Origin of the sequence: Jeotgalibacillus sp. ET6, from assembly GCF_029667115.1 — a bacterium.
Taxonomy (GTDB): Bacteria; Bacillota; Bacilli; order Bacillales; family Jeotgalibacillaceae; genus Jeotgalibacillus.
In genome coordinates this window covers 1-275 of record NZ_JARUIU010000082.1, presented here as the reverse complement: position 1 = coordinate 275, position 275 = coordinate 1, and the positions used below count along the sequence as shown (strand labels likewise).

Below are 275 nucleotides of genomic sequence, written 5' to 3'. Positions count from 1 at the left end.
ACTGTAAACTTGCGGATTTTCTAGATTTTTAAGAGGCATTCTGGCAACATAATCTGTTTTTTTAGAAACGATGCTCTTTTTGCCACTAATTACAACTTCTTGTAATTCCTTATTAGAAACTTTTAGTTGCAGGTTTAAGGTATTGGTTTCATTTTCTATAACAACAACTTCTTTCTCAGAAGTTTCATAGCCAGTTAAAGAAATTTGCAGCGTATAAGTTCCTGTTTTTACTCGGTTAAATTCAAAAGTACCATCGTCATTAGTTGTGGTTCCAT

General features: G+C 32.4%; 1 protein-coding gene. It reads right to left on the bottom strand.

All coding sequences use genetic code 11. From position 1 onward, the window contains the following. A partial coding sequence (locus tag P6709_RS19900) for a carboxypeptidase-like regulatory domain-containing protein (protein ID WP_278242633.1) occupies nt 1–275 on the bottom strand: 275 nt, incomplete at both ends.